The organism is Roseateles sp. FW305-36, from assembly GCF_058787015.1.
The window spans coordinates 188,362-214,374 of the sequence record NZ_JBYSZK010000003.1; the positions used below are offsets into that span (position 1 = coordinate 188,362).

At 69.7% G+C, this 26,013-nt stretch carries 20 protein-coding genes; 7 read left to right on the forward strand and 13 right to left on the reverse strand.

Translation table 11 applies throughout. The annotated features are described in order from the left end of the window. Positions 1–187: 187 nt before the first annotated feature. Both AC3WOE_RS07590 and AC3WOE_RS07595 read right to left on the reverse strand, forming a co-directional pair. The gene (locus AC3WOE_RS07590) at positions 188–868 is read right to left on the reverse strand and encodes a response regulator (protein ID WP_492689737.1); all 681 of its coding nucleotides are present in this window, start codon (positions 866–868) and stop codon (positions 188–190) included. Positions 869–873: 5 nt separating this feature from the next. Continuing rightward, positions 874–2,382 (reverse strand): ATP-binding protein, encoded by a 1,509-nt coding sequence (locus AC3WOE_RS07595; protein ID WP_492689432.1) that lies wholly within the window; start codon positions 2,380–2,382, stop codon positions 874–876. Between the two features lie 105 nt (positions 2,383–2,487). Here AC3WOE_RS07595 and AC3WOE_RS07600 point away from each other — a divergent pair, with 105 nt between their 5' ends. From AC3WOE_RS07600 to AC3WOE_RS07610, 3 genes are all read left to right on the forward strand, one after another. Then, positions 2,488–3,744, forward strand: coding sequence for a cytochrome-c peroxidase (locus AC3WOE_RS07600; protein ID WP_492689433.1), 1,257 nt, complete (start codon positions 2,488–2,490; stop codon positions 3,742–3,744). Positions 3,745–3,844: 100 nt separating this feature from the next. Then, positions 3,845–6,631, forward strand: coding sequence for a phosphoenolpyruvate carboxylase (gene ppc / locus AC3WOE_RS07605; protein WP_492689434.1), 2,787 nt, complete (start codon positions 3,845–3,847; stop codon positions 6,629–6,631). Positions 6,632–6,704: 73 nt separating this feature from the next. Then, positions 6,705–7,967 carry a GGDEF domain-containing protein gene (locus AC3WOE_RS07610; protein WP_492689435.1) on the forward strand — a complete coding sequence of 421 codons (1,263 nt, stop codon included), beginning with the start codon at positions 6,705–6,707 and terminating at the stop codon, positions 7,965–7,967. Here AC3WOE_RS07610 and AC3WOE_RS07615 read toward each other — a convergent pair. Next, positions 7,955–9,025, reverse strand: coding sequence for an outer membrane lipoprotein (locus AC3WOE_RS07615; RefSeq protein WP_492689436.1), 1,071 nt, complete (start codon positions 9,023–9,025; stop codon positions 7,955–7,957). The genes AC3WOE_RS07610 and AC3WOE_RS07615 overlap by 13 nt on opposite strands. 275 nt (positions 9,026–9,300) lie before the next feature. On the opposite strand from AC3WOE_RS07615, the gene AC3WOE_RS07620 reads away from it, so the two are divergent. After that, positions 9,301–10,101, forward strand: coding sequence for an alpha/beta fold hydrolase (locus AC3WOE_RS07620; RefSeq protein WP_492689437.1), 801 nt, complete (start codon positions 9,301–9,303; stop codon positions 10,099–10,101). Here the strand turns inward: AC3WOE_RS07620 and AC3WOE_RS07625 are convergent, their stop codons facing one another. The 5 genes from AC3WOE_RS07625 to AC3WOE_RS07645 form a co-directional block, all read right to left on the reverse strand. Beyond that, entirely contained in the window at positions 10,102–11,271 is a 1,170-nt protein-coding gene (locus tag AC3WOE_RS07625) for a hypothetical protein (RefSeq protein ID WP_492689438.1), read from the reverse strand. Between the two features lie 167 nt (positions 11,272–11,438). Then, complete coding sequence (locus AC3WOE_RS07630) at positions 11,439–12,695, reverse strand: hypothetical protein (RefSeq protein WP_492689439.1); 1,257 nt, start codon at positions 12,693–12,695, stop codon at positions 11,439–11,441. After that, the gene (locus AC3WOE_RS07635) at positions 12,692–13,648 is read right to left on the reverse strand and encodes a hypothetical protein (protein ID WP_492689441.1); all 957 of its coding nucleotides are present in this window, start codon (positions 13,646–13,648) and stop codon (positions 12,692–12,694) included. Before AC3WOE_RS07635 ends, AC3WOE_RS07630 begins: the two co-directional genes overlap by 4 nt. After that, positions 13,648–14,481 carry a LytR/AlgR family response regulator transcription factor gene (locus tag AC3WOE_RS07640; protein WP_492689442.1) on the reverse strand — a complete coding sequence of 278 codons (834 nt, stop codon included), beginning with the start codon at positions 14,479–14,481 and terminating at the stop codon, positions 13,648–13,650. The genes AC3WOE_RS07635 and AC3WOE_RS07640 overlap by 1 nt, the downstream gene beginning before the upstream one ends. After that, positions 14,478–15,587: a sensor histidine kinase gene (locus AC3WOE_RS07645; RefSeq protein WP_492689443.1), complete on the reverse strand. Its 1,110-nt coding sequence runs from the start codon at positions 15,585–15,587 to the stop codon at positions 14,478–14,480. Before AC3WOE_RS07645 ends, AC3WOE_RS07640 begins: the two co-directional genes overlap by 4 nt. Positions 15,588–15,676: 89 nt before the next feature. Between AC3WOE_RS07645 and argH the strand changes: the two genes are divergently transcribed. Both argH and AC3WOE_RS07655 read left to right on the forward strand, forming a co-directional pair. Further along, positions 15,677–17,074, forward strand: coding sequence for an argininosuccinate lyase (argH, locus tag AC3WOE_RS07650; RefSeq protein ID WP_492689445.1), 1,398 nt, complete (start codon positions 15,677–15,679; stop codon positions 17,072–17,074). A 45-nt stretch (positions 17,075–17,119) separates the two neighbouring features. Then, complete coding sequence (locus AC3WOE_RS07655; RefSeq protein ID WP_492689446.1) at positions 17,120–17,593, forward strand: hemerythrin domain-containing protein; 474 nt, start codon at positions 17,120–17,122, stop codon at positions 17,591–17,593. Here AC3WOE_RS07655 and AC3WOE_RS07660 read toward each other — a convergent pair whose 3' ends face one another. Both AC3WOE_RS07660 and AC3WOE_RS07665 read right to left on the reverse strand, forming a co-directional pair. After that, positions 17,594–19,567, reverse strand: a complete 1,974-nt coding sequence (locus AC3WOE_RS07660) for a M3 family metallopeptidase (RefSeq protein ID WP_492689448.1) — start codon at positions 19,565–19,567, stop codon at positions 17,594–17,596. A gap of 65 nt (positions 19,568–19,632) precedes the next feature. Next, on the reverse strand, positions 19,633–21,525 hold the full coding sequence (locus AC3WOE_RS07665; RefSeq protein WP_492689449.1) for a propionate--CoA ligase: 1,893 nt from the start codon (positions 21,523–21,525) through the stop codon (positions 19,633–19,635). Positions 21,526–21,764: 239 nt separating this feature from the next. Between AC3WOE_RS07665 and AC3WOE_RS07670 the strand changes: the two genes are divergently transcribed. Next, positions 21,765–22,502, forward strand: coding sequence for a C40 family peptidase (locus tag AC3WOE_RS07670; protein WP_492689451.1), 738 nt, complete (start codon positions 21,765–21,767; stop codon positions 22,500–22,502). Here AC3WOE_RS07670 and AC3WOE_RS07675 read toward each other — a convergent pair. Genes AC3WOE_RS07675 through AC3WOE_RS07685 form a run of 3 tightly spaced genes read right to left on the reverse strand, consistent with a single transcriptional unit; the run spans position 22,492 to position 26,001 of the window. Next, positions 22,492–22,818 (reverse strand): MmcQ/YjbR family DNA-binding protein, encoded by a 327-nt coding sequence (locus tag AC3WOE_RS07675; protein WP_492689452.1) that lies wholly within the window; start codon positions 22,816–22,818, stop codon positions 22,492–22,494. The two genes, AC3WOE_RS07670 and AC3WOE_RS07675, sit on opposite strands and share 11 nt — an antisense overlap. Position 22,819: 1 nt before the next feature. Beyond that, complete coding sequence (gene paaZ / locus AC3WOE_RS07680; RefSeq protein WP_492689453.1) at positions 22,820–24,862, reverse strand: phenylacetic acid degradation bifunctional protein PaaZ; 2,043 nt, start codon at positions 24,860–24,862, stop codon at positions 22,820–22,822. After that, positions 24,859–26,001, reverse strand: a complete 1,143-nt coding sequence (locus AC3WOE_RS07685; RefSeq protein WP_492689455.1) for an ABC transporter substrate-binding protein — start codon at positions 25,999–26,001, stop codon at positions 24,859–24,861. The genes paaZ and AC3WOE_RS07685 overlap by 4 nt, the downstream gene beginning before the upstream one ends. Positions 26,002–26,013: the final 12 nt, after the last annotated feature.

Here is a 26,013-nt window from a genome sequence, read left to right on the forward strand (position 1 = left end):
CGCATCGATCTGCGGATCAATTCAAATAGACAACGCTGTCAACGATATCTGAACTTGGAAGCGGATTCAATTCCGCATGCAGTCTGGTTTACCCGGAATCGGGGCTCGCCTGCCCCTGCCCGGCGCTGGGAAACTGCGCGAGTTAGGGGGGTGAGGCGGGAGTGGCTAGGACGCAACGGGCCTGCCGTCAGGCCAGGTCCAGTCGATAACCCACCCCGTAGACCGAGGCGATCCATTCCTGGCCCGGCTCCAGCGCGGCCAGCTTGCGGCGGATGTTCTTGATGTGGCTGTCGACGACGCGGTCGGACACGTCGCGGAAGTCCTCGTGGATGAGGTCCAGCAACTGGGCCCGCTCGAAAACCCGGCCCGGGTGCTGCAGCAACTGGCGCAGCAAGCGGAACTCCACCGGCGTCAGCGCCAGGGCCTGCTCCTGCCAGACGATGCGCTGCCCCGCCTCGTCCACCGCAAAGCCGCCGCCGGCCGGTACCAGGGTCACCGGCGCCAACCGCCCCTGGGCGCGACGCAGCAGGGCCTTCACGCGGGCCACCAGCTCCCGCGGACTGAAGGGTTTGCAGACATAGTCGTCGGCCCCGAGCTCCAGGCCCAGCAACCGGTCCAGTTCCTCGACACGGGCACTGTTGATCAGGATGGGCACGTCGCTGAAGGCCCGCACGGCGCGGCAGACCTCCAGCCCGTCCAGGCCGGGCAGCATCACGTCCAGCAGCACGGCCGCCGGCATGGGTCCGGTCTTCAGCCTCTCCAGCGCCAGGCGGCCGTCGGCCAGCCATTCGCTGCGGTAGCCGGCGGCCTGCAGATAGTCGCGCACCAGGGCGGCGAGCTTGGGCTCGTCCTCGACGATGAGGATCAGGTCGCTCATGGAGCCCTCCCTTCTGGGTTCAGAGGCAGCGTCAGCACCATGGCCAGTCCGCCCAGCGACGACGCCTCGGCGCGCAGCTTGCCGCCATGGGCCAGCGCGATGGCACGGGCGATGGCCAGGCCCAGGCCGGAGCCGCCGAAGGCGCGGCTGCGCGACGGATCGACGCGGTAGAGGGGATCGAAGAGACGGTCCAGTTCGCCGTCGGGCACGCCGGGTGGCGTGTCTTCCAGGCGGATCTCGAGGGCTGCTCCCAGCGAGCGTGCCGAAATCTGCAGCAAGCCCGGTGCCTCGGTGTAGCGCAGGCTGTTCTCCAGCAGATTGGCCAACAGCTGGGAGATGCGCACCGCGTCCCAGTGCGCGGCGGGCAGCACCTGGGGCAGCGGCGCCTCGATGACCAGGCCGCGCGCCTTGGCCCGCGGCGCGATGCGCTCGATGGCCGCCTGTAGCAGCGCGGCGGGCGCTACGGGCTCGAACTCGCAAGGCAGGGAACGCAGCTCCGAAGTGGCCAGCAGGTGGAAGTCCTCGACCAGGCGCGACAGCCGCTTGATCTCTTCCTGCAGCGAGCCCAGGGCCGCGCGGTCCATCGGGCGGATGCCGTCCACCAGGGCCTCGACTTCGCCGCGCAGCACCGCCAGCGGCGTGCGCAATTCGTGGGAGAGCTCGGCGATCCAGCGCTGGCGGCTGGTCTCCAGCCGCTGCAGGGCCTCGGCCATGCCGTTGATGTCGGCATGCAGGCCGGCGATCTCGCTGGCACCACCGCCATCGCGCGGCGCCGGCAGCCTGACCTCGAATTCGCCCGCCGCAATGCGCCGCGCGGCCGCCTGGGCCTCGGCCAGCGGCCGTGCCCAGCGCACCGCCAGCAGCCGTGCCAGCACCAGGGCGATGACGAGCACGCCGCCGGCCACGACAGCCAGACCGATGTGCTGGCGGCGCAGGAAGCTCGCATCCACGCCCTCGGCCGGACCGGCGCGCTCGGCCAGGCGCAGCAGGACAAGCGTCTGGCCATTGAGCTTGACGGCGCGGGTCTGGCCGGGCCGATCCAGGGTCTCGCGCCGGCCGGCCAAGGGCGTCACCCCGTCCGCCGCCAGCACGACGATGCGGGGACCGAAATTGGACGGGTCGCGCCGCGGTGGCGGTGCGTCGCGGCGCAGCGGAGGCGGCCGGCCGTCGGGACCGGCATGCTCAGGCGGCGGGCGATCGTCGGGCAGGCCACCCGGGGGCCCCTCACCCGGCGGCCCCTCGCCCACCGCGCCGCGCGCCGTCGAGATGCGCACCGCGTCCAGCCATTCGCGCAGCACCGGCCTCAGGTCCTGCGGCAGGCCACCGCGCCGGGCGAGGTCGCGCTCGGCGGCTTCCATCAGCCGCGTCAGGTGTTCGCCGTCCTGGGCCTGCAGATAGTCGGAGAAACCGGCGCGCAGATTCCAGACGACCAGGCCGGCCACGGCCGCAACGGCCGCCAGCGCGATGGCGATGAAAAGCAACGACAGCTGATGGACGAGACGCATGCCCGCATCTTGCCGGGCAACTGTGGAGGCGGCCTCCACAGTTTCTCCATGCTGGACCCACGCTCGACCGGGAAGCTGGCGGCATTCCAAACCCAGGAGACCGCCATGCCAGTTCGCCCTCACCTTGCCCGGCTGCTGCCCGCCGCACTGCTGATCTCCCTGCTCGCCGGCTGCGGTGGAGGCAGCGGCACCACCACCACGGCGGCCGCCGACGACGCCAGCGCTGATGCCGCTGCGCTGCGCCCGCCGCGCCCTGTGCCTGCTCCGGTCCCTGCGCCTGCCCCCGTGCCGACGCTGGCCCAGGTCGGCGACCGGTTGTTCGAGGAGACCGGCCTGTCCGCCAGCGGCAAGCTCGCCTGCGCCAGCTGCCACGCCGAGGCGCGCGGCCACGCCGACGCGGCCGGCACTTTCCTGCCCTTGGGCGGCGCCGACGGCAGCCACCAGGGCCTGCGCAGTTCGCCCAGCGCCCGCTATCTCGACCAGGCCGGGCCTTTCAGCTTCGACGCCCAGGGCCGCCCGCATGGCGGCCTGTTCTGGGACGGCCGTGCCAACAGCCGCGTCGAGCAGGCCCGCGGGCCGCTGTTCAACACCGATGAAATGGCCAATGCCGATGTCGGCGCCCTGGCGGCCAAGTTGCGCGCCCTGCCCTATGCAGCCGACCTGCGTGCCGCGGCCAAGCTGCCGGCCGCCGCCACCGACGACCAGCTCGTCGACGCCGCCGTCACGGCCATTGCCCGCTACCAGGCCGACGACGGCAAGTTCCATCCCTTCACGAGCAAGTTCGACGCCGTGCAGGACGGCCGCGCGACCTTCACCGCCCAAGAGCAGCGCGGCCTCGACCTCTTCAACGACCCGCAGCGCGGCAATTGCGCCAGCTGCCATGACAGCCGGCCCGCGCCGGGCTTGAACCGCGCCCTGTTCACGAACTTCAGCTATCACGCCCTCGGCGTGCCGCGCAACCAGAGCCAGGCCACGGCCGACCCCACTTTCTTCGACCTCGGCCTGTGCGGCCCGCAGCGCAGCGACCTGGCCGGCCGGCGCGACCTCTGCGGCATGTTCCGCACACCGACGCTGCGCAACGTCGCTTTGACGGGACCGTACTTCCACAACGCCCGCTTCGCGACGCTCGAAGACGTGGTCGGCTTCTACGCCACCCGCGACATCGATCCGGCCCGCTGGTACCCCACCGTCAACGGCCAGGTGCAGGTCTACAACGACCTGCCAGCCCTCTACCGCACCAATGTGCAGCAGGGTGCACCTTTCCGCCGCACCGGCCAGCCGCCGGCCCTGAATGCCCAGGACGTGGCAGACGTCGTCGCCTTCCTGCGCACGCTGTCCGACGGCTTCACGCCAGCCCAGTAGGGCCTGCGAGGGGGTTGGTTCCGCGGAAGAAACTGCTAGAGTTAGGGGGAAGTAACTTGGTTACTTCTCCTATAGCAATTCCTTCCTCGGACGACCCGCCATGCCTCCACGAGCCGCCCCTGCCCGCACCGAAGCCGACAAGAACGAACCCTTGGTGGCCGACATCCGGCTGCTCGGCCGCATCCTCGGCGACGTCATCCGCGAACAGGAGGGCCGCGAGGCCTATGAGCTGGTCGAGCGCATCCGGCAACTGGCCGTGGCCTACCGCCACAAGCACGACAAGGAGGCCGGCAAGCGCTTCGACAAGCTGCTCAAGAGCCTGTCGGGCGAGCAAGCCGTCAGCGTCATCCGCGCCTTCAGCTATTTCTCCCACCTGGCCAACATCGCCGAGGACCGCCACCACATCCGCCGCCGCGACGTGCACGAGCGCGCCGGCAGCCTGCAGCCTGGCTCTCTGGCCTACTGCCTGGAGCATCTGCACGAGGCCGGCATCCGCCCGACCGAGATCGCCGAGGTACTCAAGCGCGGCTTCATCTCGCCGGTGCTGACGGCCCACCCGACCGAGGTGCAGCGCAAGAGCATCCTGGACGCCGAGCGCGCCGTCGCAGGCCTGCTGGAAGCGCGTGACCGTGCCGGCACGGAACGCGAGCTCCGCGACACCGAGAGCCTGCTGCGCGCCCGCATCACCCAGCTCTGGCAGACGCGCATGCTGCGCTACTCCAAGCTGACGGTGGCCGACGAGATCGAGAACGCGCTGTCCTACTACCAGTCGACCTTCCTGCGCCAGATCCCCAAGCTCTATGCCGAGCTCGAAGAGCATCTGCCCGGCGAGCAGCTGCCCAGCTTTTTGCGCATGGGCCACTGGATCGGCGGCGACCGCGACGGCAACCCGAACGTGGGCGCCGCGACGCTGAAGCGCGCCATGCAGCGCCAGGGTGAAGTCGCCCTGCGCCACTACCTGACCGAGCTTCACGAACTGGGTGCCGAGCTGTCCATCTCGCTGCGCCTGACCGGCGTGTCGCCCGCCATGCAGGCCCTGGCCGAGCGCAGCCCCGACCAGAACGCCCACCGCATGGACGAGCCCTACCGCCGTGCGCTGACCGGCATGTACGCCCGCCTGGCCGCCACGCTTCACACGCTGACCGGCACCGAGGCCCTGCGCCACGCCGTCGCGCCGCAGGACCCCTACCGCTCGCCCGAGGAACTGCTGGCCGACCTGCGCACCATCGAGGCCTCGCTGAAGACCCACCACGCCGAAGCCCTGATCGCCCCGCGCCTGGCGCCGCTGATGCGCGCCGTGCAGGTGTTCGGCTTCCACCTCGCCACGCTGGACCTGCGCCAGAGCAGCGACCAGCACGAGCTCGTGCTGGCCGAACTGCTGGCGGTGGCCCGCATCGAGGAACACTACGAAGCGCTGGACGAAGCCGCCAAGCGCACCCTGCTGCTCAAGCTGCTGAACGACGCCCGCCCGCTGCGCGTCATCGGCGCCAGTTACACCGACAAGGCCCAGTTCGAGCTCGCCACCTTCGAAGCCGCCCGCGAGGCCCTGGCCCGCTTCGGCCGCGAGGCCCTGCGCCACTACATCATTTCCCATACCGAGTCGGTGTCCGACCTGCTGGAAGTGGCCCTGCTGCTGAAGGAGACCGGCCTGCTGCGCGGCACGCTGGACGGCTATGCCACCAGCGACCTCATCGTCGTGCCGCTGTTCGAGACCATCGGCGACCTGCGCATCGCTCCGGACATCATGCGCGAGTTCTACGCCCTGCCCGGCGTGCGCGGCTTGGTGGACCGCTCGGGCGGCGAGCAGGACATCATGCTGGGCTACTCCGACAGCAACAAGGACGGCGGCATGTTCACCTCGTCCTGGGAGCTCTACCGCGCCGAGATCGCGCTGGTCGAGCTGTTCGACGAGTTGAAGCGCGTCGGCCCCATCACGCTGCGCCTCTTCCACGGCCGCGGCGGCACCGTCGGCCGTGGCGGCGGCCCGAGCTACCAGGCCATCCTGGCCCAGCCCCCGGGCACGGTGAACGGCCAGATCCGCCTGACCGAGCAGGGCGAAGTCATCGCCTCCAAATACGCCCACCCCGAGATCGGCCGGCGCAACCTGGAGACGCTGGTGGCGGCCACGCTGGAGGCCACGCTGCTGCACCCGACGCAGAGTGCCGCCAAGGGTTTCCTGCAGGCGGCGCAGCAGCTGTCCGACGCCAGCTTCGCGGCCTACCGCGGCCTGGTCTACGACACGCCGGGCTTTGCCGACTACTTCTTCGCCAGCACGCCCATCCGCGAGATCGCCGAGCTCAACATCGGTTCGCGCCCGGCCTCACGCAAGGCCACCCGCGCCATCGAAGACCTGCGCGCCATCCCCTGGGGCTTCTCCTGGGGCCAGGCCCGCGTGGCCCTGCCCGGCTGGTGCGGCTTCGGTTCGGGCGTCGAGGCCTTCCTCGGCGAAGAACCGGCTCAGCGCGCCAAGAACCTGGCCCTGCTCAAGCGCATGCTCAAGGGCTGGCCCTTCTTCCGTGCCCTGCTGTCCAACCTCGACATGGTGCTGGCCAAGACCGACCTGGCCCTTGCCGAGCGCTACGTCGAGCTCGTCGAGGACAAGAAGCTGGGCAAGCGCATCTTCGCGGCCATCCGCGAGGAGTTCGAGCGCACCCAGGCGGCGCTCAGCCTCATCACCGGCGACGACAAGCGCCTGGCGGCCAACCCCTCGCTGGCGCGCTCCATCGAGCACCGCTTCCCCTATATCGACCCGCTCAACCATCTGCAGGTCGAGCTGATGCGCCGCTACCGCCGCACCCAGGCCGACGACCCGGCCATGGAGCGCGTGCAGCGTGGCATCCACCTGTCCATCAACGGCATCGCGGCGGGTCTGCGCAATACCGGTTAAAGCGCACATCCTGACCCCATGAGCCGGGTTCCCCCGGCGGCGCGGCAAGCGTGATACCGCAAACAATCGCGGCATGGGGTTCAAGTGGCGTTCCGAGTACAGCCTGCTGCTGCTGCTCGTGCTCAGCGTGGCGGCGGTGCGGTTCTCGGACGTCCTGCTGCAGCAGGTGCGCGTCATCACGCCTGGGGTGACGGTGCCGGCGGACCTGATGTCCGACCAGCGCAACAACGGTGGCAGCACCGAAGTCAGCCGCGGCCCGAGCAAGGAAGGCTTCGAGCTGCGCTGCACGCTGCGCGAGCGCTTCCGCTATCCCTACTGCGGCATCGCGCTGCGCTTCGACCCCCAGCTCGTCAAGGGCGTGGACCTCAGCGAGGTGCGCCGCATGCGGCTGTGGCTGGACTATTCCGGCCCGGCCGGCACGGTCAAGATCCAGCTGCGCAACGCCAGCCCCGCCTACGGCCTGCCGCAGCACCTGGAAGACGCCGCCAAGTACAACCACATCGAGATCAATGCCGCGTCCATCCAGGGCGGCATGGTCGAGGTGGACCTGCGCAACTTCGTCGTCGCCAACTGGTGGATGCAGCAGTTCCACATCGCGCCCCACCTGGGCCGGCCCGAGTTCGACAACATCGTCACCCTCGAGGTCGTCACCGGCACCGAGGCGCCGCTGGGCGACTACCGCTTCGTGCTCAAGCGCGTCGAGTACGACGTGCAATACCTGTCCACCGAGCGCTGGTACCTCCTCATCATGAGCATCTGGCTGGGCCTGGCCCTGCTCTACCTGCTGATGCGCCTGGTGAAGCTGCAGACGCGCAGCGCGGAGCTGGTGCAGATCGCGACCACCGATGCGCTGACCGGCGCCTTCAACCGCAAGGGCCTGGAGGAGGTGCTGCAGCAGGCCCTCGCCGACTGGCGCGAGCACCGCCACCCGCTCGGCATGGTGCTGATCGACATCGACCACTTCAAGACCGTCAACGACACCTATGGCCACCAGGCCGGCGACCGCGTGCTGAGCCGCCTGGCCGAACTGGTGCGCGGCCATGTGCGGAGCCAGGACCTGCTGGGCCGCTGGGGCGGCGAGGAATTCCTGCTGGTCTGCCGCGACACCGGCCTGAACCAGGCCCTGGCCATCGCCGAGAAGCTGCGCGCCCTCGTGGCCGACCAGGACTTCGGCGACGGCCTGCGCGTGACGGCCAGCTTCGGCGTCGCCGCCCTGGCCGGCGAACGCCCGCTGGAGCAGCTCTTCGCCGCCGCCGATGCGGCCCTCTACCGCGCCAAGGCGGAAGGCCGCAACCGCGTCATCGCCGAAGCCATGGCCCCGGCTCAGGGCCGGTAGGCGGCCAGCGTGTCGCCGACCACGCGCACGGTGTCGCCGACGCGGAAGTTCGGCGCGTCGGCATAGACGAAGGTGCGCTGCTGACCATCGTTCATGCGCGCCACCACTTCGTACTGGGTGCGCTCGTTGTGGCGCTTCTGGATCTCGCGGCCCAGCAGCGCGCCGCCCACGGCACCGGCCACGCCGGCGGCCGTGCGGCCATCGCCCTTGCCGAACTGGCTGCCCACCACGGCGCCGAGCACGCCACCGGCCACAGTACCCAGCACGCGGCCCTCGCCGTCGACCTGCACGGCGTTCACCGCCTGCACGGTGGCGCAGTCATAGCAGGCCGCATCGACGCGGCGGGACGTCAGGTTCAGGCCGGCATAGGCATTGGGCACGCTGCTGCGCACGCTGCGCTCACCCAGACGCAGCTGGGCCACCAGCGGCCTCTCGGTGTCCACCCAGGCACCGCGCGGCAGCACATAGCTGCCCGCGTATTCGCCGGGACGGATCTCCTCGAGGATGACGTTGCGCGTCTCGCTGCCCTGCATCAGCACCGAGGCCTGGCCGCCCGGCGTGCCGCGCACCGTGTAGCGCAGCGCGTCGGCACGGCCACGGCCGGACTCACGAACCACGTTGGCAGACTGGATCTCCGGCAACGTCGCCGCGGCGCCCGGGACCGGCCAACCCACCTGCAGGGCTTCGCCGAGCATGACCGTCGCGACGCGGTTGTCGCGGCGCAGGTTGGCATGCACGCGCGAGTCCGGCCCGATGCGGTCGGAGCGGCCGATGATGTAGCTGCCCTGGTAGCGGCCCGCGCTGGTCTCGTCCAGGCGCAAGGTGCGGCGGCTGCCGTCGATCTGCAGCAGCACGGCCGCCCCCGGCGTGCCCCAGACCGTGAAGTTCAACTCTGCACCCGGCTCCAGCCGGTCCACCTGCTCGACGTCGAAACCGGTCACGCGCAACGCCGCCATCTGGCTGCTGCGCTGCGCCTGGACCGGCTCGGCCAGGAAGGGAGAGCCGGCCACCAGCGCACAGGCCAGGGCCGTTGCCGAGAAATGCTTGGCGTGCTTCATTGCGCGCTCCTGTTGATTGGGGAGCCCCAATCTAGGCGCGCCACCCCTCGGGCAGGTGTCGGTTCCTGGCCCTGCTCCAGGTAGGCGATGGCCTACAGCCCACCCGTTCAGGTGGTGGCGGTGAATCTTCCCACCCCAGGAAAACCCGGCCGGCCGACGATCGCGGCCCGACGACGGCAGCGCAGCCTGAAACGATTGATACCAACCAGAGTGGCGCTGCAGTCGGCTTGAAACGCGGGCCGCCGAGGATGGCCGGCACCCACCCGGAGATTTCCATGCTCGACACCGCCGCCCCCGTCGTCTGCCTGCACTCCAGCGCCTCCAGCGGCCGTCAATGGCGCCGCCTCGCGGCCGACGGCGGTGACGCCTTCCAGTGGCACATGCCGGACCTCTACGGCCACGGCGGCCGGCCCGACTGGCCCGAGCTGATGCCCAGCCATCTGGCCGTCGAAGCCAACGGCGTGCTGGCCGGCCTGCCGTCCGCCGGCATTGCGGCCGACCAGGGCTTTCATCTGGTGGGTCACAGCTACGGTGGCGCCGTCGCCCTGCAGATGGCCCTGCAACAGCCCCAGCGCGTGCTGTCGCTGACGCTGTACGAGCCCGTGGCCTTCGGCGTGCTGCCGGCCCTGGGCCCGAACGAAGCCGAGTGGGAAGAGATCCGCGAAGTCGCCGCGACCCTGGGCACCGCCCTGGACCGCGGCAACGACTTCGGCGCCGCCCGCGGCTTCTGCGCCTATTGGCAGGGCCGCGACGTCTGGGCGGACATGGACTTCGCCCAGCACATGCGCCTGGCCGAAGCCATGCCGACGGTGCGCCGCCACTTCGAGGCCCTGTTCGCCGCGCAGTGGAGCGACAGCCTGCTGGACCTGCTGCGCATGCCGGTGCAGCTGATCTGCGGCACGGCCACCCGCGCCAGCGCGCGCCGTGTGGCCCAGAGCCTGGCGGTGCGGCTGCCGCTGGTGAAGCTGAAGATGCTGGAAGGCGCCGGGCATATGGCGCCCATAGTCGATGCGGCGCGCGTGAACGCGCTGATCCTCGAAAGCCTGGACGCGATGCAGCGGGTGCCGGTGGTCTGATCAGCGCCGGGCCGGGTCGGGATCAAGGACGCTGCGGCCAGCGTCACGACGCCATTGCGCCGACAGGGCCGCGTCGTCCACCCTGGCCGCGCGCATCTCCGCGCGCCACTGGCCCCATTCACCCAGTTGAGCCGTCCTGCTGATCCATCGGCGCATCTCGGTCTGTGGGCTGCAGGGTGATTCCGCCTTCTGCAGCAGCTTCTCCAGCGCCGGATCGCGCCAGGCGGAGACGGCTTCGTACTCGCGCGCCCTGGGCTCCCAGCGCGCCCGCTGCTCAGGATGGACGGGCAAGACCAGCCGGCGCGCCATCCCCAGGGCGATGGCGCGGTCCATCTGGTTGTCGCCCTCCCACAAGCGATCGAGCACGGTCTCGCAGCGCAGCAGGCCGCTTGCCGATGCCGCCTGGCAGGCCTCCGTCAAAGGCTTGTAGCTCGCGATCGCCCAGGCGGCTGCACTGCCAGTGATGAGCTGCATCTCCGCCTCGTTCACCAGGCCGGGCGTCTCCGTCTGCGGCAGGCTCAGCAGCACGGCCTTGAACTCGCGTTCGTAGCTGCGCGAATAGCGCCCCTCGGCGGCCATGCGATCGAGGGCATAGCTGACCTGGCTCGAGCGTGCACCGCCCTTGGCATCGCGCAGCAGCGTCATCCAGGCCTGCAGATTGGCCGGCTCCAGCCGCGACCACTGCGAGGCCTCGACGTTGCGACAACCACCGCCCTCGCAGGGCCGCTGCAGGGCCAGTGCCGTGACCATGGGGTCGCTGGTCGTGCGGGCCAGGGCCTGCAGGCGCACAGGGGCCGCCCCGGCATCTTCGTCCAGGCCACCGAGGAAGTCGGCGACGGCCAGCGAGCGTGGATCGCCGCGCTGCATCAGGGCCCTCACCCAGCGCCGGCGCACCTGCCCCGTTGCTTCTTCCATCACTTCAGCGCCTGGCGTCTGTTTGGCCTCTTCGATAGCCTCGGTGCCCACCATCCCATTCTTGGCTTGCGCGCGCTCCAGCACGCCTTCTGTCTGCCGCTCATGCTCGGCCGCCCCGAAGCCGCACCAGTCGGCCTTCATGCGTTGCATCAGCGCGCTGCGCTCATCCATCGCGGCAGGCAACGAGGCGGGCCGCGCCGGCGCTTCACCCGCGGATGCCGGCGTCGCCATGACACGCGCCAGCACGAAGGTCACCGCGCCCGATGCGGGAGAGGCTGAAGCCGCGGCCGATGCGACGTCACCTCGTCTGCCCTTCCCCAGCCAAACGGCCAGCAGCAGCGCCGCCACCAAGGCCAAAACAGCGAGCCGACGGGTCCGTGCAGTCATGCCGGCAGCATAGCCATCGCAGGATCGCCGGGTTTTCAGTGCGGGCCGGAGGCTGGCGTGGCCTTCAGATGGGGTCGCATCATGACGAGCTCGCCCTCGCGGGCAAGGGCCACCACGTCTTGCCCCATCTTGCTGAAGCTGGCGCAGGTCGGTTCCGACATCCAGCCCATGAAGCTGTCGCCCGTGGCCTTGGTCCCGCGATCCAGATCCTCGCGCGACAGCGCCTGCGGGCTATGGGGCAGGCCCAGACGTGCCTCCAGCACATGAAGCATGCGAGCATCGACGGCTTCCCTGGCCAGGGCCGGCATGCGTCTCACCACCTGCTCGCAGAGCTGGCGGCGGTTGGCGTCTTTCAGCGCGTCGGCGCGGCAGGGACGCCCCACATTGGCCAGCGACCCATCGAGCAGCGACGACATGTCGATGTTCAAGGCGCTGACCAAGGCCCAGGATTCCCCCGGGGTCGGCTCGCTGCCGACGGCTTCGGCCAAGGTGGCGCTGAGGGCGCGCAGATTGGCGGACAGGCGCGGCCGCTGCGCGACCTGGTAAAGCGCCTGGCTGATGCCGGCCTCATCGCCCCGCGTGATTGCATCGTTCAGGCGCAGCAGCGCAGGCCAGGCGTCGCCCGGATCCAGCAGCTCCAGCCTTTCCAGGTTGATGGCGGCACAGGCGCTCGGCACCGGCCCCGGCGGCTTGAGCTCGGGCGTTTCGAAGTCGCTGGCCGCGGAGGCCGCGAGCCCGGCCTGCTGCTGCCTGGCCATGGGATAGCTGTCCCGCAGGGCAGCATCCTTGCGACAGGCCCGCAGCGCGATGCGGTAGGTGCCGACGTCCTGGGTCCGCGCTGCCAACTGGGCCGCCGCCTGGGCGTCGTCGCGCAGCGCGGCGGCGGCCACGCGCTGTCTCAGCGAGCCGGCGTCGAGCCGCTTCAGCATGTCGGGCAGCCCTTGTTCCATGAGGCGGTTCAGCTCCTGGGCCCAGGCCGGCGCCGCCGAACCCTCGGCGGGCTCCAGCTCGCTGCGCCGGACTCGCCCCACGCCGCAGACGTCGACGAACTCCTTAGAGACCCCGGCCTGGGCCTGGCCCGGCCCCGAGGCTGCCGCAGCCTGAGCCGCCAGCACGGCCGTACCTGCCCCGTCGGCCCGTGCTGGCGACTGGCCGGCCACCACAGTCACGGGCGTGGACGCAGGCGCCGCCACGGCCACAGGCTCCGGCCGCCTGGCCGACCACCCCAGCAAGCCCGCCGTCGCTCCCACCAGCAGCAGGCCCCCTATCGCCCAACGCCAGCCCTTCCTCAAGGCGGCGTCCTCATCGCCTCACGCTGTCGCGGGCGCCAGTCCCAATAACCCACGCCCGCCGCCTGCATCACCATCTGGGCTCGATCCCGTTCGCTCATGGCCGCAAGTTCGCCTGGCTGCGGCAAGGCGATGACTTCGCAGACCCTGTCACGCGTCACCCTGGGCACCGGAATGGGAGCGCCGCCCAGCTTGGTGGGCTTGAACAGCACCGCCTCCAGCTCGCGCAGCCGCGGCTCCCAGACGGCTTGGCGCTGCGGCAACTGGGCCTGGGCCTGCTGGACCAGCACCAGGGCCATCAGCCTCTCGGTGGCGCCGCCGTCGTCCCAGAGCCGCCCCGCCACGGTCTCGCAACGCTCGGCCGTGGGCGCGTCGATCTGGCCCCGGCAGCGGCCGGCCAGGGCGCGCAGGTCGATGATGACCCAGGGCTGGCGAAGCTCCAGCCCGCTCGGCGGCAGCTCGCTGAGCAGCGCCGCGGCTTCTTGCCGGTAGTCGCGCGAATAGCGCACATGGGTGCTGATCTCGTCCAGCAGATAGCGACCGTCCACCGGGACCCGCGTCGGCAGGGCCAGCCAGGCCAGCAGATTGGCCGGCTCCAGCCGCGACCATTGCGAGGCTTCGATATTGCGGCAGCCCCGCTCCACGCAGGGCATGTGCAGGGCCAGCACGGTCAGCATCGGATCGGTGGAGGAGCGCGCACGGTCCTGCAGGCGGGCGCGCGCGGCCAGGGCCTGCGAGGAACCCGAGGCCGCCAGCAGGTAGTCGGCCATCGCCTGCGAACGCTCGTCGCGGCGGTTTTGCAGCAAGGCGACTGCGGCGGGCGCCGGCTTGGGTTCAGGCGCGAGCTGCGCGGCCTGGCGCGCGCACCGTTCGGCCAGCTGGGCCTGACTGCCTGCCACCGCCAGCAGCGCGACCAGCGGCCACCCGCGCGCCAGCCGCAGCGCGCCGCGTTTCATCAACCCTTCTGCCCCGCCAGCGCCTCGCGCACGGCGGCCACCTGGCGGCGCGACACGGCCAGCCATTCGTCGACGTGGACGATGCGCACGGCCCAGCTGTCCGGGCTCTCGGCGGCATCGCCACCGTCCAGGTCGCCAAAGGCGGTCGGCGTGTGCCGCTCCAGCTCGCGCACGGCCCAGCGGGCCACCAGGGCGTTGCGGTGCACGCGCAGGAAACGCTCGCCAAAACGCTGCTCCAGCTCGGACAGCGCGCCGTCCATCACATGACTCTCGCTGGCGGTGCGCAGCGTCAGGTATTTCAACTCGGCCTTGAAGTACAGCACCTCGGCCAGCGGAACGCGCAGCAGGCGGCCACGGTCGGTCAGCGTGACGAAGTCGCCGGCGTCAGGGGCGGCGGGCTGCTCGGCCGGCTGCTGGGCGTGGACGGCAGCGCGCTCGGACAGGCGCTGGGCCGCACGGGCCAGCGCCGCCTGCAGGCGTTCGCGGCGCACCGGCTTGGTCAGGTAGTCCAGCGCGTCGAGCTCGAAGGCCCGCAGCGCATGCACGGCATGGGCCGTCACGAAGATGATCAGCGGCGCCGGCAGGCCGGGCTGGCTGGATTGGCGCTGGGCCAGGCCGTCGGCGAACTGCAGGCCGTCGGCGCCGGGCATCTGCACGTCCAGCAGCACGATGTCGCAGCTGTGCTCGCGCAGCCAGGCCGCTGCCTGGGAGCCGGTGGCCGCCTCGGCGGCGACCTCGCAGCGCGGCTCCTGGATGGCGTCCACCAGGCCGCGCAGGCGCAACCGGGCCAGGGGTTCGTCGTCGACGACAAGGACGCGCAGGGCAGTGGTCATAACGGCACCAGGATACGCAAGCAAAAGCGTTGCTCGCTGGATTCGATCTCAAAATGCGCCGCGACGTCGTGCATCAGCTTCAGTCGCTGGCGCACATTGCGCAGGGCCAGGCCATGGCCGGCCGTGCGCGCCGGCGCGCCGACGGTGTTGACGATGGTGATCTCGACCTCGGCGCCGCGCCGCAGCGTGCGAACCTCCAGCTCGCCGCCCTCGTCGTTGGGCTCGACGCCATGGCGCACGGCGTTCTCCACCAGGGGCTGCAGCAGCAGCGGCGGCACCTTGGCGGCGTTGGCCTCGGGGTCCAGATGCCAGACGATGCGCAGTCGCTTGCCGAAGCGGATCTGCTCGATGGCGAGATAGCGGCGCGCCAGCTCGACCTCCTCGGCCAGCGTGACCGAGGCGCTGGCGTCGGCCAGGGCGACGCGGAAGAGCTCGGCCAGGTCCTCCAGCACGCTCTCGGCGCGCGCCGGGTCCACCTGCACCAGGGCGATGGCGCTGTTCAGCGTGTTGAACAGGAAATGGGGCCGGATGCGCGACTGCAGCTCGACCAGCTGGGCCAGCGCATCGGCCGGGCGCTGGGTGTGCTCGCGCATCTTGAGCCAGGCCAGCAGCAGGGCTGCGCCGCTGGCGCCGCAGGCGGCGACGCTGGCAATGCGCCAGCCGCTGGCCGGATCCTCGCTGGTCAGGCTCAGCAGGCCGAAGCCCGCGAGGGCGCCGAGGGTGCCCAGCGCCATCAGCGCCCCCCATTGCGCGAACTCCGGCAGGCGCGGCCACAGGCGCTTGGCGGCGCAGACGATGAGCAGCCAGGACAGCACGGCGAACATGGTGACGACGGTGCCGTTGGCCGTCAGCATCAGCCATTGAACGGCGTCCCGCGCCACGACCGCGGAGGCCAGGCCCAGCAGCAGCTGTACGCCGAGCACCGCCCGCAGCACGAGGCCGACATGGCAGACGTCGAAGGCCCGCGTCGGATCCAGCAGCGGCGCCTTGCTGAGCTCGGGCAGTTCGGGCAGCTCGGTGGCCGCGAAGCCCAGCCATTGGCTGAGCTGCATGGACTCGTGCCAGACGCTGTGGTGGGCTGGCGCGCGACGCTTGAAGAAAGGCATGGTTGGATCGCGAAGGGCGGGTTGGTCTTGGCGTTCGATAATCCCGGGCTGCGCGTGCATTTTGCGCGCTGATTTCCACCGCCGGCCCCATGTCAGACAACCAACTCGCCAACAAATCCCAAGCCTGGTCCGCCCTGTTCTCCGAACCGATGAGCGACCTGGTCAAGCGCTACACGGCCAGCGTCGGCTTCGACCAGCGCCTGTGGCGCGCCGACATCGCCGGCAGCCTGGCCCATGCCGAGATGCTGGCGGCCCAGGGCATCCTGAGCGCCGAGGACCACGCCGCCATCCAGCGCGGCCTGCATGAGATCGCCGCCGAGATCGAGGCCGGCCAGTTCGAGTGGAAGCTGGACCTGGAGGACGTGCACCTCAACATCGAGGCCCGCCTGACCGAGCGCGTCGGCATTGCCGGCAAGCGCCTGCACACCGGCCGCAGCCGCAACGACCAGGTCGCCACCGACGTGCGCCTGTGGCTGCGCGGCGAGATCGACGAGATCGGTGGCCTGCTGACGGCCCTGCAGCGCGTCATGGTCGAGAAGGCCGCCGAGCATGCCGACGTCATCCTGCCGGGCTTCACCCACCTGCAGGTGGCCCAGCCGGTCAGCTTCGGCCACCACCTGCTGGCCTATGTGGAAATGTTCGCCCGCGATGCCGAACGCATGCTCGACACCCGCAAGCGCGTCAACCGCCTGCCGCTGGGCGCTGCCGCCCTGGCCGGTACCAGCTACCCGCTGGACCGTGAGCGCGTCGCGAAGACGCTGGGCATGGAGGGCGTCTGCCAGAACAGCCTGGACGCGGTCAGCGACCGCGACTTCGCCATCGAGTTCTCGGCGGCGGCGTCCCTCGTCATGCTGCACATTTCGCGCCTGTCCGAGGAACTGATCCTGTGGATGAGCCAGAACTTCGGCTTCATCGCCCTGCCCGATGCCTTCTGCACCGGCTCGTCGATCATGCCGCAGAAGAAGAACCCCGACGTGCCCGAGCTGGCGCGCGGCAAGACGGGCCGTGTCGTCGGCCATCTCGTCGGCCTCGTCACGCTGATGAAGGGCCAGCCGCTGGCCTACAACAAGGACAACCAGGAGGACAAGGAACCCTTGTTCGACACGGTCGACACCTTGAAGGACACGCTGCGCATCTTTGCCGACATGCTGGCCGGCCTCAGCCCCAAGCCCGAAGCCATGCGCGCCGCGGCGCTGAAGGGCCACGCGACGGCGACCGACCTGGCCGACTACCTCGTCAAGAAGGGCGCGGCCTTCCGCGACGCCCATGAAGTCGTCGCCCATGCCGTGAAGACGGCCACGGCCAAGGGCGTGGACCTGGCGGCGCTGTCGCTGGACGAGTTGAAGGCCTTCGATGCGCGCGTCGAGGCCGATGTCTTCGACGTGCTGTCGCTGGAAGGCTCGCTGAACGCCCGCAATGTGCTGGGCGGCACGGCGCCGGCCCAGGTGCGCGCCCAGGTGGCCCGCCACCGTGCGCGCCTGGCTTGAGCTGGCTCAACACCGTCGCGACACCCAACGCCTAGCATCCGTCAGATGAGCACCCTTGCCTGGACCGAATCCCTCGTGCTGAACCAGCCGACGCTGGACAGCACCCACCAGGAGTTCGTCGAACACCTGAATGCCTTCGGCGCCGCGCTGGACCAAGGCGTCGACGCCCTGCCCGCCTATCACGCGCTGCTGGCTCACACCGAGGCCCATTTCGCGATGGAGGAGGACTGGATGGCACGCTGCGGCTTCGAGGCGCAGAACTGCCACAGCGGCCAGCACGCCATGGTGCTGAACGTGATGCGCGAGGCCCTGCGCTACGCGACCGAGCTCAACGACCGCGAGCCGCTGAACATCCTGCGCACCGAGCTGGCGGGATGGTTCCCCCAGCACGCCGAGATGATGGATGCGGCCCTGGTGTTCACGATGGAGCAGCGCGGTTTCGACCCGGCAACGGGTGAATGCCGCGAGCCGGCCGCTGCCGCCCCGAGCCACAGCTGTGGCTCGAGCAGCTGCGCCTGATCACTTCTTCAGGTAGTCGAAGAAGGCCTGCGAGTTGGACTCGCGGCCCAGGAAGTCCTTGACCAGTTCGGGCGCGGGCTTCTGCGCGCCCTGGCCCAGCACCAGGTCGCGGTAGCGCTTGCCGACTTCGGGGTTGAGCTTGTCGGCCGCGAAGGCCGTGCGCAGGTCCATGGCGACGACCAGGCTCCACAGATAACCGTAGTAGCCGGCACCGTAGCCGCCGGCAATATGGGCGAAGCCGGCCGGGAACATCGTGCCCGGCACATGCCCCAGCGGCACCGCGCCTTCCATCTTGGCCCACAGCGCCATGGGATCGGGCTTGGCCTGCTGGTGCAGGGCGATGTCATAGCTCGCGAACAGGTGCTGACGGCCGAACTGCCCGCCCTTGCCATAGTGTTTGGCGGCCGTAGCCTGGTCCACCATCGCGTCGGGCAGCGGCTTGCAGCTCGGGCAGACCTCCTGCATCAGCTTCAGCACCTTCTTGTCGTAGACCCAGTCCTCCAGCATCTGCGAAGGCGCCTCGACGAAGTCGTGCATGACGCTGGTGCCGGCGGTCGAGGCATAGCGGGTCTTGGACAGGTCCACGTGCACCGCATGGCCCAGCTCGTGCAGCAGGGTCTCGACCTCGTCCAGCGTCAGGCCGTTGCGGTCGAAGTTGACGACCAGGGCCGCGGCCGGCGTGCGGGCGATGCGGGTGGCGCTGCCGCGCAGCGGCCAGACCGCCGCGTGGTTGTACTTGCCGTCACGCGGATAGAGGTCGACGTAGAGCTGGGCGATGGGCTTGCCCGTGGCCACGTCGCTGACGACATAGGTCTGGGTGTCTTCATGCCAGAGCTTGTTGTCGACGCGCGTGTACTTCACGCCCATCATCTTCTCGATGACGTGCAGGGCGAAGTCCAGGCTGGCCTGGGGCGGAAAATAGGGGCGGAAGGCGTTCTGGTCGACGCTGTACTTGTCGCGCTTGACGCGCTCGCTGTAGAAGGTGGCGTCCCAGCGTTCGACCTTGGTCTGGTCGAGCGGCGTGCCCAGGTGCTGGGCCTTGGCGGCGCGCAGCTCCTGCAGCTCGGTCTTCTCGCGTTCGTTGACGGCACCGGTCACCGAGTCGAGGAAGCGCGTGGCCGTCGCGCCGTTCTTGGCCATCTGGCGGTGCAGGTTGAAGTCGACGAAGTTGTCGAAGCCGAACAGCTTGGCGTACTCGCCGCGCAGCGTGACGATCTGGGCCAGCAGGTCGAGGTTGGCCTGGCCGCCTTCGTTGATCTTGGCCAGCCACATGCGCTGGCGCGCCTCGCCGCTCTCGGCGCTGCGCATGACGGGCACATAGCTCGGGTTGTCCACGCCGAGCAGCATGCGGCCCTGCTCGTCGCGCTTGGCACCCTCCCACACGCTGGCCGGCACGCCCTTGAGCTCGGCCTCGGTGAAGGCGACGCGGGTGCCGGCGTCGCGGATGTTCTTGTTGAACTGCTGGTCCAGCTCGGAGAGCTTGTCCAGGATCTGCTTGGCGCGCTCGCGCTTCGCCTTGGGCAGGGCCACGCCGGTGTCCTCGAACTGACCCGCGGCCAGACGCACCAGCTCGGCGTCGATGGCGTCCTTTCTGGGCGCCTTCTTCAGCGCGCGATAGACCTTCTCGTTCTGGCCGAAGCTGGAGCCGAAGTCCGCCCAGCGCAGCGAGCAGGCCTGGGCGGCGTCGCGCACGGCCTTGTCGGGATGGACGTTGAGGACAAAGTCGTTGGGGCTCTGGTTGTCTTCGAGGTAGACGGTCAGATCGTCGTAGGCGGCCAGCCAGCCGGCATCCACCTTGCGCTTCTCGAGGGCGGTGACACGCTGCTGGGCGCCCTTGAGGCCGCTGTCGCAGCGGGTCTGCACATCGGCCACGGAGCCGAAGCTCGGGAAATTGGGGGCGGGCAACTGGGGCTGCGCCTGGGCGCCCGCAGCGGTCAGCGCCAGCACGGCCAGGGTGGTCAGGACGGGTTTCATCGCGTCTCCTTGTGGGAAGGGCGCGATTCTGTCGGCCGGGCTTCCCCCAGCCGTTCGACATACCCCTATTTGTGCAGCAGGGTTTTCACTTGGGCCAGCGCCGAGGGATCGTCCAACGTCGTCAGGTCGCCTGGGTCGCGGCCCTCGGCCACGGCCTGCAGGGCGCGGCGCAGCAGCTTGCCGGAGCGGGTCTTGGGCAGCAGGGTCACGAAATGCACCCGCGCCGGCCGCGCCACCGCGCCCAGCTGGGCGTCGACATGCTTCATGACCTCGCCTTCCAGCGCCAGCGAGGCCTGGCCGGGATCGCGCAGCACGGCGAAGGCGATGGCGACCTGGCCCTTGAGCTGGTCGGCCACGCCGACGACGGCGACCTCGGCCACGGCCGCATGGCCGGAGATGCATTCCTCGATCTCACGCGTGCCCAGGCGGTGGCCGGCGACATTGATGACGTCGTCGGTGCGGCCGAGGATGAAGGTGTAGCCGTCGGCATCGCGCGTGGCCCAGTCGAAGGTCGAGTAGACCTGTCGGCCGGGGACGCTGCCCCAATAGGTGTTGACGAAGCGGGCATCGTCGCCCCACACCGTCTGCAGCGCCCCGGGCGGCAGCGGGTGCTCGATGACGAGGACGCCCTTCTGGTCCGGCCCTTCCAGCGTCGCGCCGGTGTTCTCGTCCAGCAGCCTCACGTCATAGCCATACATGGGCACGCCGGGCGAACCGAGGCGTGTCGGCACGGCCTCGACGCCGGGGATGTGGTGGGCCACCGTCAGCAGCGGCCAACCGGTCTCGGTCTGCCAGTAGTTGTCGATGATGGGCACACCCAGGCCCTCGGCGATCCAGCGCGCCGTCGGCTCGTCCAGCGGCTCGCCGGCCAGGAAGAGAGCGCGCAAGGACGACAGGTCGTGGCGCTTCAGCAGGGCCGCGTCATGCTTCTTCAGCACCCGCACGGCGGTGGGCGCGCTGAACATCACCGTCACCCGGTACTTCTCCACCAGGCTCCACAGCACGGCGGCATCCGGCTGCACCGGCGTGCCCTCGAACATCAGCGTCGCCATGCCGGCAATCAGAGGGCCGTAGACGATATAGCTGTGGCCCACGACCCAGCCGATGTCGCTGGTGGAGAAATAGGTCTCGCCGGCCTTGCCGCCGAAGATCCAGTCCATGCTGGTGGCCAGCGCCACCGCATAGCCGCCGACGTCGCGCTGCACGCCCTTCGGCCTGCCGGTCGTGCCACTGGTGTAGAGGGTGTAGCTCGGCGTGTTGGACTCCAGCCAGGCGCAGGGCACGCGGGCCCCGTCGTGCTGGCGGCGCAGTTCGGCGTAGTCCAGGTCGCGGCCCGCCATGCGCTCGAAGGGCGCCAGGCCGCGGTCCACCATCAGCACGGCGGCCGGCTTGTGGGCCGACAGCGTGATGGCCTCGTCCAGCAAGGGCTTGTAGGGAATGCGCTTGCCGGCCCGGCTGCCGGCATCGGCGCTGACGATGAGCTTCGGCGTCGCGTCCTCGATGCGGCTGGCGAGACTCACCGACGCGAATCCGCCGAACACCACGGAGTGGATGGCGCCGATGCGCGCGCAGGCCAGCATCGCGAAGGCGGCCTCGGGAATCATCGGCATATAGATCAGGACGCGGTCGCCGGGGCCCACGCCCTGGGCCATCAGCATGGCGGCCATCACCTCCACTTCGGCCTGCAGTTCGGCAAAGCCGTAGACCTTCTCCTGGCCCACTTCGGTCGACACCCAGATCAGCGCGCGGTCAGCCGGCCGGGTCGCCGCGTGCCTGTCCACGGCGTTGTGGCAGAGATTGGTGGTGCCCCCGACAAACCAGCGCGCGAAAGGCGGCTTGCTGGTGTCGCAGACCTGCTGCGGCGGCGTCTGCCAATCGATGCGCCTGGCCTGTTCGGCCCAGAAAGCGTCGCGCTCGGTCAGCGAGCGTTGGTGGAATTCGGCGTAGGACTTGCTCATGCTCTCAGTGTGGATCGGAGGCACTGACGCAAATCTGACCTTTCGCAACAGCTTGCCGTGATCTATTTCAGGGTTTTTACCGAGTTCGCCGTCGACCAAGCCGGGGTTTGCCCTGAAAATCGAGCGCTTTACGTCTGCATTGATTGACGGTGCCGGGGTGCCCCCCTAACCTGCGCGCCGCTGTCCCGTCTCCGCTATCGCGACCGCCTGCGGTCCGCCCCGGTTCCTCTCTTTCGCGAATGTCCCTGGTCTCCCCCACCGCCCTGCTGAATCGCATTGCTGCCGCCGGCCTTCTGGTCATCGGTTGCGCTGCGGCGCATGCGCAAGGCGTGGCCCAGGCCGCGACGCTGACGCCGCCGCCGGGCACGATGACGGGGGCCTATGGCCAGAGCCTGCAACAACAGCAGGCCAGCGCAGAAAAGACGGCCGCACAAGCTGCCCCCGCCAAGCCCGCCGCCGCCACGACGCCCCAGGACGCCGTCAGCCGCTTCCTCAGCGAGCGCGGCCTGCTGAACAGCGCCGAGCAAGGCAGCGGGTCATCTCGCCTGCTGGCCAGCGTGCGGGACACGGCTTCCGACCTCGTGCTGTCGGCCATGAACTTCCTCGGCGTGCGCTACACGCGGGGCGGCAACTCGGTCGAGAACGGTTTTGATTGCAGCGGCTTCACCCGCCACATCTTCGAGATGAGCGTGGGCCTGGTGCTGCCGCGCCGTGCCGACGAGCAGGCCAAGGACAACAGCCTGTTGACCATCGGCCAGAGCGAGCTCAAGCCCGGCGACCTGGTGTTCTTCAACACCATGAAGCGCACCTTCAGCCATGTCGGCATCTATGTCGGCGAAGGCAAATTCATCCATGCTCCCCGCACCGGCAGCGCCGTGCGCGTGGAAGACATGCGCGACTCCTACTGGGCCAAGCGCTTCACCGGCGCACGCCGCGCCGACCTGAAGGCCGCCGCAGAAGGCCCGGTCACTCGCTGACCCCACCGTTCTCGCGCCAGGACTGCGCGAGCAACTCCCTGACCCAGGCCGGCCTGGCCTTCGCGAGCAGCAGCTTCACGCCGCAGCGTTTGGCGCCCCAGAACAGCGACTCGACCACGCCCGCCTCGCGCGCAATCCAGGCGTCCCGTGCCGCCTCGTCCTTGATGAAGACGCGCAGCTCGGCGCCGTCCGGCGTCAGGGTCGCGAAGATCCTGCCCTTGGCGCCGGGCAGGCGAAAGGACGTCAGCTCGTGATGCGGCTTCTCGACCGCGCCAGGCAGGCCCAAGGCAATATCCCGGGCCTGCTGGGCGTTCACATCAAGTCCGTTCGCGCTTGGCGACCAGCGTCAGGATCTCGTAGCTCGCGCAGAGCTCGCCACGCTGGTTGGTCACCGCCACGTCCCAGCCAATGACGCCCTGGGCGGGCTGGTCGTCGCGCGGCGGGCGGTCGATCTTGCGCTTGGCCGTCAGGCGCGCCTGGATGGTGTCGCCGATGGCCACCGGCGTGACGAAGCGCAGGTTCTCCAGGCCGTAGTTGGCCAGCACCGGACCCGGGGCCGGGCTGACGAAGAGGCCGGCCGCCGCCGACAGCACGAAATAGCCGTGGGCGATGCGCTGGCCGAAAGGCGACTCTTTCGCAGCCACCTCGTCGAAGTGCATATAGAAATAGTCGCCCGACAGGCCGCCGAAGGCGACGATGTCGGCCTCACCTACCGTGCGGCGATGCGTCAGCAGACTCATGCCCACCTCGACATCCTCGAAGTAGCGGCGGAAGGGATGGACCTCGCTCTCGGTGACGGCGCCGCCGCGCTGGTATTCGCCGGTGACGGCCGAGATCATGGTCGGCGAGCCTTGCACGGCGCAGCGCTGCAGATAGTGCTTGACGGCGCGCAGGCCACCCAGTTCCTCGCCACCGCCCGCGCGGCCGGGGCCGCCGTGCTTGAGCTTGGGCAGGGGCGAGCCGTGGCCGGTGTTCTCCAGCGCGGCCTCGCGATCCAGCACCAGCATGCGGCCATGCCAGGCGGCAAAGGTCGGCACGGCTTGCGCGGCCAGGGCCGGCGTCTTGGTGCAGACGGTGCCGACCAGGCTGCCGCGGCCCAGCGTCGCCAGGTGCAGGGCTTCTTCGTAGTCGCCATAGGGCAGCAGCGTCGTCACCGGGCCGAAGGCTTCCAGATGATGGGCGTCGCTGACGGCCGAATCGCGCGCCAGCAGCAGCGTCGGCGCAAAGAAGGCACCCTCGCCGACGCCCTCGCCCTTGGGCGCGAAGCCGTCGCGGGCGCTCAGCAGCAGTTCGCAGTTCTGGGCCAGTTGGGCGACGCGCTCGGTGACGTCGGCCTGCTGGGCCTTGCTGGCCAGGGCGCCCATGCGCACGCCTTCGACGGCGGGGTCGCCCACCACCGTCTTGGACAGGCGGGCCTTGAGTGCCGTAGCGACGGCATCGACCAGTTGGGCGGGCACGATGGTGCGGCGGATGGCCGTGCACTTCTGGCCGGCCTTGGCCGTCATCTCGCGGGCCACCTCCTTGATGAAGAGGTCGAACTCCGGATCGTCCGGCGTCACGTCGGGCGCCAGGATGGCGCAGTTCAGGCTGTCGGCCTCGGCGTTGAAGGGGATGCTCTTCTTCAGCAGATTGGGGTGGGCCTTCAGCATCAGCGCGGTGTCGGCGCTGCCGGTGAAGGTGACGACGTCGGCCTCGTCCAGCCGCTCGAACAGGTCGCCCGTGCCGCCGATGATGAGTTGCAGGGCGCCGGCCGGCACCAGGCCGGAATTGACGATCAGCTTCACGCAGGCCTCGGCCACATAGCTGGTCGCCGTGGCGGGCTTGACCAGGCAGGGCATGCCCGCCAGGAAGCTGGGCGCGAACTTCTCCAACATGCCCCACATCGGGAAGTTGAAGGCATTGATGTGCAGGGCCACACCCCGCTTGGGCACCATCACATGGCTGCCGATGAAGTGGTTGTTGGCGCCCAGGCGCATGGGCGGGCCTTCGTGCAGCACATTGCTGCTCGGCAGGTCCTTGCCGCCGATGGAGGCGTACGCGAACAACGTGCCGATGCCACCCTCGATGTCGATCCAGGAGTCGCTGCGCGTCGCGCCCGTGTGGGCGCTGATCGCGTAGAGCTCCTCCTTGTGCTCCATCAGGTAGGCGGCCAGCGCCTTCAGCACGCGGGCGCGGTCCTGGAAGTGCGAGCGCAGCAGATTCGGCAGCGCCGTGCCGCGCGCATAGGCCATGGCCTCGGCGAAGTCCAGGCCCTCCTCATGCGTGTGGGCGATGAGGCGGCCGTTGATGGCGCTCGTCAGCGGCTTGGCCGCGCGCTCGCCGACCCAGCGGCCGGCGATATAGCTCTGCAGGGTACTCACTTGAGGAGTTTCCAGGTTCCGTTTTCGATCTGCACCATGACGCGGGCGCGCTGGTCCAGGCCCAGGTGGTCGCCGGCCGACATATTGAAAACGCCGTGGGCGCCGGCCACGTTCTTCACGTTCTCCAGTGCGTCACGCAGGGCGGCGCGGAAGGCGGGCGTGCCGGGCTGGGCCTTCTTCAGGGCCTCGGGCGCGGCGGCGGCCAGCAGCAGGCCGGCGTCCCAGGCGTGGCCGCCGAAGGTCGAGACCGAACCCTTGCCGTTGGCGGCTTCGTACTTGGCGATGTAGTCCTGGGCGCTCTTCTTCACCGGATGGTCGGCCGGCAGCTGGGCGGCCACCAGCACCGGGCCGGCCGGCAGCAGCGTGCCTTCGACGTCCTTGCCGCCAACGCGCAGGAAGTCGTTGTTGGCGATGCCATGGGTCTGGTAGATCTTGCCGGCGTAGCCGCGCTCCTTCAGCGCCTTCTGCGGCAACGCGGCGGGCGTGCCCGAGCCGGCAATGAGGATGGCGTCGGGCCTGGCGGCGACGAGCTTGAGGACCTGGCCGGTGACCGAGGTGTCCGTGCGGTTGTAGCGTTCGCTGGCGACGATGTTGAGCTTCTTGGTCGCAGCGATCTTGTTGAACTCGCCCCACCAGCCTTCACCGTAGGCGTCGGCGAAGCCGATGAAGGCGGCCGTCTTGATGCCGTGGTCGACCATGTGGGTCACGATGGCCAAGGCCATCATGATGTCGTTCTGCGGCGTCTTGAAGACCCACTTCTTCTTCGCGTCGATGGGCTCGACGATGCGGGCCGAGGCGGCCATGGAGATCATCGGCGTGCCGGATTCCGACACCGCGTCGATCATGGCGAGGGAGTTGGGCGTCACCGTCGAGCCGATGATGATGTCGACCTTGTTGTCGGTGACGAGCTTGCGCGTGTTGGCGACGGCCGTGGTCGTATCGGAGGCGTCGTCCAGCACGATGTAGTTGACCTTCTGGCCGCCCAGGGTCTGGGGCATCAGCGCGAAGGTGTTCTTCTCCGGAATCCCGAGGGAAGCGGCCGGGCCGGTGGCCGACAGCGTGACGCCGACATTGATGTCGGCGTGGGCGGCCACGGCGAGCGTTGCGGCGAATGCGACGGCGAGTTGCTTGAGTTTCATCCGGGTCTCCTC